Annotated in this window: 9 protein-coding genes (1 of these 9 cut by a window edge); 2 read left to right on the plus strand and 7 right to left on the minus strand. The window is 33.2% G+C overall.

The window, feature by feature from the left end; translation table 11 throughout:
• The 7 genes from ELQ16_RS06455 to rplM all read right to left on the minus strand — a co-directional run.
• A partial coding sequence (locus ELQ16_RS06455) for a secretin and TonB N-terminal domain-containing protein (protein ID WP_134238846.1) occupies positions 1 to 1,183 on the minus strand: 1,183 nt, incomplete at its 3' end.
• Positions 1,170 to 1,496 carry a hypothetical protein gene (locus tag ELQ16_RS06460; RefSeq protein ID WP_134238737.1) on the minus strand — a complete coding sequence of 109 codons (327 nt, stop codon included), beginning with the start codon at positions 1,494 to 1,496 and terminating at the stop codon, positions 1,170 to 1,172. The genes ELQ16_RS06460 and ELQ16_RS06455, both read right to left, overlap by 14 nt.
• Positions 1,497 to 1,503: 7 nt before the next feature.
• The gene (nifJ, locus tag ELQ16_RS06465; protein ID WP_134238738.1) at positions 1,504 to 5,064 is read right to left on the minus strand and encodes a pyruvate:ferredoxin (flavodoxin) oxidoreductase; all 3,561 of its coding nucleotides are present in this window, start codon (positions 5,062 to 5,064) and stop codon (positions 1,504 to 1,506) included.
• Positions 5,065 to 5,144: 80 nt separating this feature from the next.
• Positions 5,145 to 5,789, minus strand: coding sequence for an HAD family hydrolase (locus ELQ16_RS06470; RefSeq protein ID WP_134238739.1), 645 nt, complete (start codon positions 5,787 to 5,789; stop codon positions 5,145 to 5,147).
• Positions 5,790 to 5,825: 36 nt separating this feature from the next.
• Positions 5,826 to 6,845: an OmpA family protein gene (locus tag ELQ16_RS06475; RefSeq protein WP_134238740.1), complete on the minus strand. Its 1,020-nt coding sequence runs from the start codon at positions 6,843 to 6,845 to the stop codon at positions 5,826 to 5,828.
• Positions 6,846 to 6,967: 122 nt separating this feature from the next.
• Positions 6,968 to 7,357 carry a 30S ribosomal protein S9 gene (rpsI, locus tag ELQ16_RS06480; RefSeq protein WP_134238741.1) on the minus strand — a complete coding sequence of 130 codons (390 nt, stop codon included), beginning with the start codon at positions 7,355 to 7,357 and terminating at the stop codon, positions 6,968 to 6,970.
• A 2-nt stretch (positions 7,358 to 7,359) separates the two neighbouring features.
• Positions 7,360 to 7,785: a 50S ribosomal protein L13 gene (gene rplM, locus ELQ16_RS06485; RefSeq protein WP_002785866.1), complete on the minus strand. Its 426-nt coding sequence runs from the start codon at positions 7,783 to 7,785 to the stop codon at positions 7,360 to 7,362.
• A gap of 380 nt (positions 7,786 to 8,165) precedes the next feature.
• Here rplM and ELQ16_RS06490 point away from each other — a divergent pair, with 380 nt between their 5' ends.
• Complete coding sequence (locus tag ELQ16_RS06490) at positions 8,166 to 8,804, plus strand: DnaJ domain-containing protein (RefSeq protein WP_134238847.1); 639 nt, start codon at positions 8,166 to 8,168, stop codon at positions 8,802 to 8,804.
• Positions 8,804 to 9,713 carry the 5' portion of a WG repeat-containing protein gene (locus ELQ16_RS10550; RefSeq protein ID WP_134238742.1) on the plus strand. The gene runs 281 nt beyond the window's last position, so 910 of the gene's 1,191 nt are visible here — the first part of the coding sequence; the start codon lies at positions 8,804 to 8,806; its stop codon lies beyond the right edge, outside the window. Before ELQ16_RS06490 ends, ELQ16_RS10550 begins: the two co-directional genes overlap by 1 nt.

A 9,713-nucleotide genomic window follows, 5' to 3' on the forward strand; every position in this document is an offset into this window, starting at 1 on the left:
AACTTTTTTGTATGGTATCGGGCGCTATAGTGCGCGGAGTATTTTGACGACGATTATCTTGGGCGTATTTAAAATTACTAAGACTTGGGTTGATACGCAGCATGATTTTTCCATCATCTGAAATTTCAGGTAAGATATTGAGTAAAATGCCTACAAAAATAGAATAATTATTATAAGTTTCACTCACTGTTGTGCCATTTTCTGTGCCTTTTGAACTTTCTTTAACTTGATAATTGATTGTATCGCCTATCGAAATAATAGCCTGTTGGTTATTCAGTGCCATTAATTTTGGATTTGATAAAACTTGTGTTTTTCCGCTTTGGGACAAGAAATTTAAAACCGAACTAAAGTCCATATCTACTCTAAAACCTAAATTTTTAACAAATACCCCTTTGTCTTTATAATCAAATTGTATAGATGAATTTTTTCCATCGCTAGTTGTTGTAGCAAAATTGAGATTGAAATTTTGCCAGTTAATTCCACTTGTGTGTTTATTATCCAAATTTACAGCAATAATGCTTACATCGATAATAACTTGCTTTTTAAGTCTTTGCTCTAGTTCTTTAAGATAGACATTGGCTCTTGCAATTTGAGAATTTGTACCTGTGATGGTTATAATACCTGCATTTGAATTTATGATGGGATTTTTTACTTCATAAACTTCGCGACCATTGTTAAGTAGGGCAAGTAGTTCTTTTTCTATGGTGATCCAAAAGTCAAATTTTTCAGAGGTTTTAATCATATTATCTTCTAAATCCCCATCTCTAATACTGTATTCTGCTTGTTTTGGTTTTGCATCTACGGATGCTTTTGTAATGCTTTGTCCTTCTCTGACTGAAGTAATATAGTTGATTTTAAAGCTTTGAGTAATTAGTCCTGAAATTTTTAGAATTTTGCCATCAAATTCGTAGTTTAAGTTATTTTCTTTAATTAAAAGGTCAAAAATTTCATCCAAGCTCATTTGACTAACATTGATATTTTTTTGCATTTTTAGCAATTTATCTTTAGCCAAATCATCTTTTACAACTATGCTAAAGGAGCATAAATTCGAAAAATGTTCCAAACTCTCTTCTATGCTTACTGCTTCCATTATACGCATATCAAAAAGCTTTTTTTGGCATTCATTGGCTTTTGAGGCACTAAGAAAAAATATTATTAATAAAACTACTCTAAAAATTAACATTAATTTTACTTTCTTTTTTAAATTTCAGATACATCTGATCCCCATTATAATGCTCTAAAAGTACATAATCTTTGTAAATGTCTAAAATTTTATAGTTTTTTAAAAAATCACCTTTTTTGTACCATATATTATTAATTTTAGCTTGATTGGCAAAAATAGCTTGCAGTTTAAATCCTTGATCTGAAATTTCGTTATTTTTAAAAGGACTTTGCAGGGAAGAAAAATCATAATGGGTTTTTCTCTCTAAAAAATTGACATCAAGCAAGATGTTTGCTGATAGTGAAGTGACACATATCAGCAAAATGATTATCAATAAACTTTTATCCTTCTTTTTCATTGCTAAAATCAGCTAAAGCAATGCGTTTAAGTTGTCTGTAACGGCGTTGAGCGTCTTTTTTGTTGCGTTCAAAAAGTTCTTTTGCGTGCTCTGGATTTGATTTTTTCAAAGAATTATAACGCACCTCATTCATCAAAAAGCTTTCATAAAGATCCCAATCAGGCTCTTTTCCTACCATAGTTAGAGGATTTTTACCTTCTTCTTCTAATCTTGGATCAAAAGTGTAAAGTGGCCAATAACCGCATTTTGTCGCAAGTTCTCCTTGTTCTCCTGAGTATCCAAGTCCACCTTTAATACCGTGTGCAATACAAGGTGAGTAACAGATGATTAAAGAAGGGCCATCATAAGCTTCAGCAGCTATCATGGCTTTGATTAGGTGATTATAATTTGCTGTAGAATTAACTTGTGCCACAAAAATATAACCATAAGTCATGGCAATTTGTCCCAAGTCTTTTTTCTGCAAAGGCTTTCCTGCTGCAGCAAATTGAGCCACTGCGCCTGTGCGCGAAGATTTCGAGCTTTGACCACCAGTGTTTGAATAAACCTCAGTATCAAGCACTAAAATATTAACATTTTCCCCACTTGCCAAAACATGGTCAAGTCCGCCATAGCCGATATCATAAGCCCAGCCATCTCCACCAAATATCCAATGAGATTTTTTGGTTAAGAAGTGTTTTAAATTTAATATATCATTAACGCCTTTAATGTTAGAGTTTTGCTCTAAAATAGGCAACATTTTATCTCTGATTTCTACAGATTTTACACCATTGTCTTTATTTGCTATCCAATCTTTAAAAAGTGCAGATAAGGCATTTGGAACGCTTTGCATATTTTCATTCATAATATGCTCTATTCTGTGTCTTGTATTTTCAGTAGCCACTTTCATACCAAGTCCAAATTCTGCATTGTCTTCAAAAAGTGAATTCGCCCATGCAGGTCCATGTCCGTTTTTCACACTTTTTCTATATGGAGTTGAAGGAGCTGAACCACCATAAATTGAGCTACAACCTGTAGCATTAGCGATAATCATTCTTTCACCAAATAATCTTGTAACCAATGTAATATAAGGAGTTTCACCACATCCAGGGCATGCGCCGTGGAATTCAAAAAGCGGTTGAGAAAATTGAGCACCTTTGACACTTTCTTTATTTAAAATATCATCTTTGTAGCTAACTTGTTTAAATAAATAATCTGCATTTTCTTGTTCCCCAAAGTCCATCTCCTCTTGAAGTGGAACCATAACTAAAGATTTTTCCTTAGTTGGACACTCATGCACACAAAGCTCACAACCGGTGCAATCAAGCGGAGAAATTTGAATTTTAAAGCTTAATTTTTCACCTTTAGTTCCTTTAGCCTCTAGTGCGTGATCTTTTACTCCGCGTGGTGCTTTTGCCATTTCATCGTCATTAATTAAAAATGGTCTAATTACCGCATGTGGACAAACAGAGGCACATTGATTACACTGAATACAATTTGCTTCTATCCATCTTGGAACCATTACTCCAACACCACGTTTTTCATACTCTGTTGTGCCATGTTCAAAACTTCCATCTTCATAGCCCAAAAACGCAGAAACAGGTAAATCATCGCCTTTTGCGGCATTCATAGGTTTGACAATTTTTTCAACAAATTCAGTGCCTTTATAAACATTAACTTGTTCTTTTTTGCTTGGTTCTAAATTTTTCCAATTTGGATCCACTTCGACTTTTACAAGCCCATCTGCACCCACATCAATGGCTTTATAATTCATTTCTACAATCGCATCACCTTTTTTACTATAGGACTTATAAGCAAGCTCTTTCATGTATTTTTGTGCTTCTTCGTAAGGAATGATATTGGCAAGTTTGAAAAATGCTGATTGCATGATGGTATTTGTGCGGTTTCCAAGTCCTATATCACGGGCTAATTTAGTCGCATTAATGATATAAAAATTTACTTCTTTTTCAGCTAAAACTTTTTTGACTTCATTTGGAATTTGTTTAATGGTTTCTTCTGCACTCCAAATGCTATTTAAAAGGAAAGTTCCACATTTGCGAATTCCTGCCAATACATCATAAATTTCAAGATAAGCGGCCACTGAACAGGCAATAAAATGCGGAGTAGAAACAAGATAGGTCGAGCGAATAGGTTTTTTAGAAAAACGCAAATGACTTCTTGTGTAACCACCTGATTTTTTAGAATCATAAGCAAAATAAGCTTGTGCGTAATAATCTGTATTATCTCCGATGATTTTAATGGAATTTTTATTTGCTCCTACAGTTCCATCAGCACCAAGTCCATAAAATAAGCATTCTATCGTGCTTTCATCACCAAGTGAAATTTTTTCACCTACGCTTAAAGAAGTATGGGTAACATCATCGATAATGCCCACTGTAAAGCCATCTTTTGGTTCATCAAGTTTTAAATTTTCAAACACCGCTATCATTTGAGCCGGATCAACATCTTTTGAAGAAAGTCCATATCTACCGCCTACAATGATAGGACAATTTTCTCTTCCATAAAAGGCTGTTTTAACATCAAGATAAAGCGGTTCCCCAAGACTTCCTGGTTCTTTTGTTCTGTCTAAAACAGCAATTTTTTTCACAGATTTTGGCATTACATCAAAGAAATATTTTAAACTAAATGGACGATAAAGATAAACTTTAAAAACTCCGACTTTTTCACCTTTGGAATTTAAATGGTCGACAACTTCTTCAAGGGTTTGAGTCACTGAACCCATAGCAATGATAATTCTTTCAGGTTCTTTATGTCCGTAATATACAAAAGGTTTGTATTCTCTACCAGTGATTTTTGAAATTTCTTGCATGTATTCATTGACAATATCAGGTATAGCGTTATAGAATTTATTTGAAATTTCGCGAGTTTGGAAATAAATATCATCATTTTGTGCTGTTCCTCGTGTTTTAGGATTTTCTGGAGTAAGACAGGAATTTCTAAAATCTAAAAGAGCTTTTCTATCAAGCAAACGATCAAAGTGTTCATAATCCATCACTTCGATTTTTTGAATTTCATGACTTGTTCTAAAGCCATCAAAAAAATGTAAAAATGGCACACGACCTTTAATAGCTGCTAAGTGAGCTATTCCTGCCAAATCCATACTCTCTTGAACTGAGTGTGAGCATAACATAGCAAAGCCAATCTGTCTTGCAGCATAAATATCTTGATGATCTCCAAATATAGACAATGCTTGAGAAGCTAGAGATCTTGCAGCAACATGGATAACGCCTGGCAAGAGTTGTCCAGCGATTTTGTACATATTAGGTATTTTAAGTAAAAGTCCTTGAGAGGCTGTGTAGGTTGTAGTTAAAGAGCCTGCTTGAAGTGATCCATGCACTGTTCCAGCCGCTCCGGCCTCACTTTGCATTTCGATAATTTTTACAGGAATACCAAAAAGATTTTTTTTACCAGCTGCAGCCCATATATCGGTATAATCGGCCATAGGAGAACTTGGGGTAATAGGATAAATTCCAGCAACTTCAGTGAAAGCATACGAAGCATAAGCGGTAGCTTCGTTACCGTCCATGGTTTTCATATTTTTTTTCATTAGTATTTCCTTAATTAGTAATTATTTTGTAATTTTAAACTATATCATAATTCTCTTAAAAGATAGTTAATTGCAAAAATTTATAAAGACTTTATAAATAAAACCGCATCGTAAGCATCTTGCTTGACAAAAGAAGTTTCAAGAAGTAAGCTTTCTTTTTTTTCATAACCACAGCTTACTGCAACGGCATTGATATTTGCATTTTTCGCCGCTAAAATATCAAGTTTTGTATCTCCTATCATAAAAGCATTATCTTTTGGTTTATTGAGTTGCAAAAGAGCTTTTTCAATAGGTTCTTTGTGTGGCTTTGGATAAACTACATCATTGCGCCCTATAATGACTTGAAAGAAATTTCCTATACCTAAAAAATCCAATAAAGGTTTAGTAAATTGACTTCCTTTTGTTGTAACAATGCCTAAATCTGCAAATTTGCTAGCTAAATTTAGAGCTTCTTTTACTCTGGCTAATAGGGTGGTTTGTTCAAGATAAATTGTATGATATTTCTCGCGGTAAAATTCTATGAAATTTTGAGCTAGTTCTTTTTTATTGCCATAAAGTTTAATAAACATTTCATCTAAAGGATATCCAATTAATGCTTTAATGTCTTCATCCAAAGCAGGAGTTAAATCAAGTTTTTCAAAGGCGTTTTTGCAGGAATTTAAAATGGCTGGAGTTGAGTCTATAAGCGTTCCATCAAGGTCAAATAAAATAGTCTTTTTTTGCATTTTTTTGCCTTAAATTATAAGGAAAACCCTTATAATTTAATTGTTTTGTTTAAGAAAGAATTTTGCTTCAACTCTTCTATTATCAGCTCTACCTTCTTTTGTTGCATTGCTTGATCTTGGTTTGCTTTCACCATAACCTTTTGTTTTAATACGATTTTTTTCTATACCTTGTTTATTAAGCTCTTTAGCCACGGCATTTGCGCGACGTTCTGATAATTTTTGATTATAATTTGCATCACCTATACTATCAGTATGTCCTTCTAATAAAGTGTTATAACTCGGATTTTCTTTTAGAATATCTGCTACTTCTTGAATTTTCATTTCAAAATTTGGATTAATATTGATTTTATCAAAAGCAAAGTGACCTTCTAGGTGAATCACTTTTTCGCAACCTTGCTCATCCAATAATGCACCTTCTCTTGGTGGAGTTGGACAATTTGAAGTTTGTTTTGTCGGTTGTGGTTCAACTTGTGGTTCTGGTTTAATTTCTGGTTCTTGTATGTTTTCTTCCACTTGAGTTTGTGTGATTTGCACGGGCTGTTCTTTTGGCGCACCAAAACCAAAACTAATGCCTACACTTGAAACCCAATTGTGATTGGCATTATTAAAATTAATTTGATCTCTGGTTTCAAGTCTTAATGCCACAGAATCACTAAGGCGAATTTTCAAACCTGCGCCGTATTGTCCAAAACCACCACTTTTATTATCATAAGCACCATTTGAAAAATCCTCATATCCAGCACCAGCTAAACCATAAAGATAAAAAGTTTTGCTTAAGTCAATACCTTTTATCGCGTTTAAGTAAGTTCTGGTGATATTGGTATTTCCGCCTAAATCATATTTTACTCCGCTGTAATGTTCCAATCCAAGCTCCACTTGGTCGATAAAATAATCAAAATGATATCCAAATTTAATGCCAGGAGCACCACGATCATTAAGATCTAAATTTCCTTCAAAAACATTGTAGTTAAAAGTCGGAGTGATTTCAAATTTTACATTAGAATCAGCAGCAAATAAAGCTGTAGCCAAGCTTATTCCAAGGAGTAGTTTTTTCATTATCAAGCCTTTATTTTAAAATCGAGTGTAAATTATAACATATTTGTATTATAAAAACAAAAATTATTTTAGAGAGATTTAAAGATAAGATTAAACCTAGAAAAACTAGGTTTAATGATACATTAGCGTTTAGAGAATTGTGGGCTTCTTCTTGCTTTACGGCGTCCGTATTTTTTACGCTCAACTGTTCTACTATCTCTAGTAAGAAGTCCTTTTGGTTTTAGCAATGCTCTAAAGTCAGCGTCCATAGCGGCTAAAGCTCTTGAAATTCCATGTCTTAAAGCTTCTGCTTGAGCGCTATAACCACCACCTAGAGTTGTAGCTGTGATATCCATTGAAGTTTCTTGTTTTGTTACAAGTAATGGTTGAACTACTTTAAGTTTTATCGCTTCGTGTCCACCAAGCCAAGTATTTAGATCAACGCCATTAACGCTTATTTTTCCGCTACCTGATTTGATCCAAACCTTTGCAATAGCGGTTTTTCTTTTACCTGTTGCATATGTTGTTGCCATGATTATTTTCCTTCTTTAGCAATTTGCGCAGTGTGTGGATGCTCGCTACCTGCATAAATTTTGAGTTTTTTAAGCATTGCTCTACCTAAATTTGTTTTAGGAAGCATACCTCTAACTGCTAATTTATATAATTTAGCAGGATTTTTTTCGAGTAAATCTCCGAATTTTTCACTTTTTACACTTCCAAAATATCCTGAATGTCTGTGATAAAGTTTATCTTCAGCTTTATTAGCGCCTGTAAATACTGCTTTTGAAGCATTGATAATCACTACATAATCACCGCAATCAACATTAGGAGTAAAGCAAGGCTTGTTTTTGCCTCTTAAAATTGTTGCTACTTCAGTTAAAAGACGGCCGAAGCGTTTGCCTTCCGCGTCTAAAACGATCCATTCTCGTTTTACTTCGTTTGGCTTTGTTATCTTTGTCATAATATTTTACCTTTTGCCAAAAAATTTTTAAAAATGTGATTATAGTTATTTTAGCTTAATTAATACTTAATTTAAGAATATTTAAAGTTTATTGCAAAACTTTTACCCTCTTTAAAAATACAAAATCTCACTATGCTTTAAATTAGTTTTTGTAAAATTACTTTTTGTTATATTAAAAATAAGGTTTCATTGTGTTTTCTTTCGTAAATTTTAAATTTCAAAAGGATTATTTAACTTGCAAATTTTGTAATAATCTCAATCTAGAAAATGATGCTAAATTTTGCATATATTGTGGAAGGGAGTTAAACCACCCTGCTAAGTAAAGATTGGACTATATCTACGATAAAAATCCCGCCATTGTCGTTGCACTCTTGGCAAAAATGTCAAAAGTTGAAGGTAAAGTCATCACAAAAGATTTATCCAAATTTATCTCTTCTTTACTCGATAAAATCGATATTTTTTATGCTAAGGATTATGAGGGTTTTAGAGAAACTTATGCGAAAATTTTCATCATCGAAAAAAATAACGGCAGAAGTATTAATGAGCTTTGCTCTAGTATGTGCATTTATAGAAAAGAGGAGGCGGATTTTTTGATTTGTTTGTTGCTTGATCTTATTTATTATGATAAAAAAATAACTCCAGCGCAAAATGCCTTAATGGAAAATATCATCATAGCTCTTGGGCTTAATCTCATAGCCTTTAGAGAAATCAAGCTTCGATACGAGCAAATTTCGCGTTTTAATCAAGAAAACGAGCGAGAAAATGAGCGAGAAAACTATCAAGAGCAAAGAAGACAAGAATTTGATATCAGTTTAGAGCAAGCTTATGAAATTTTGCAAAGCAAGGAAAATGATAGTTTTGAGAGCATAAAGAAAAATTACAGAAGGTTGGCTAAGGAGTATCATTATGATAGTCTTCATTCTAAAGATCTTCCGCCTGAGCTTTTAAAAATCGCTCAAGAAATGATGAAAAAGATCAATCTAGCCTATGAAATCATCAAAGAAGCAAGGGGGATATAATGCTTATATGTAAGCGTTGCAATCAAGAAAATTTAGATATAGCCAAATTTTGTAAGGAATGCGGAAGTAGCGATTTATATGATCCGCAAGCCCAAGAAAAGCTAGAAAAAGAAAGAAAAATACAAGAAGAGTTAAAAAAGTGGGAAGAAGAAAGAAAAAGACAAATAGAAGAAGAGAGAAAAATAGCCCAAGAAGAAAGAGAAAAAAGAGCTAAAGAAAGAAAAGAATTCATTAAAAAGCATAAAAAGAAATTTATCCTTGCTTTATCAAGTATGGCTGTAGTGATTTTTATATTTTTTGTGGACTTTGTGTATGATTATTATTATGGTGGAAAATACAGCAGGGTTTATATAAGCAAGCTTGAGAAAAAATGCCGTGAAGATGAAGCAAGTTGTAAAATACTTCAAAATATTTACAAAGAAAAATGCGATGAGGGTGATGGAAAAGCTTGTCTTGCTAGCATGTTTATGTCTGATAATTTAATAAAAGTAAAGCTAAATGGCAAATGGAGCTTTATAGGCAAAAATGGAGAACTTATAACTGAATCTAAATTTGATGAGGCTTTTGGTTTTAGCGAAGGTCTTGCTGCAGTAAAAATAAATGGCAAATATGGTTTTATAGACAAAAATGGAAATTTTGTCATCGAAGCTAAATTTGATTGGGTTGATTGGGTTGATGGTTTTAGCGAAGGTCTTGCTGTAGTAGAAATAAATGGCAAATATGGTTTTATAGACAAAAATGGAAAAATCATCATCGAAGCTAAATTTGATGATGTTGGTGGTTTTAGCGAAGGTCTTGCTGCAGTAAAAATAAATGGCAAATGGGGTTTTATAGACAAAAATGGAAATTTTGTCATTGAACCTAAATTTGATTGGGTTCTGTGGAGTTTCAGCGAAGGTCTTGCTAGGG

It is taken from the genome of Campylobacter sp. US33a, from assembly GCF_004378855.1.
Lineage (GTDB): Bacteria > Campylobacterota > Campylobacteria > Campylobacterales > Campylobacteraceae > Campylobacter_D.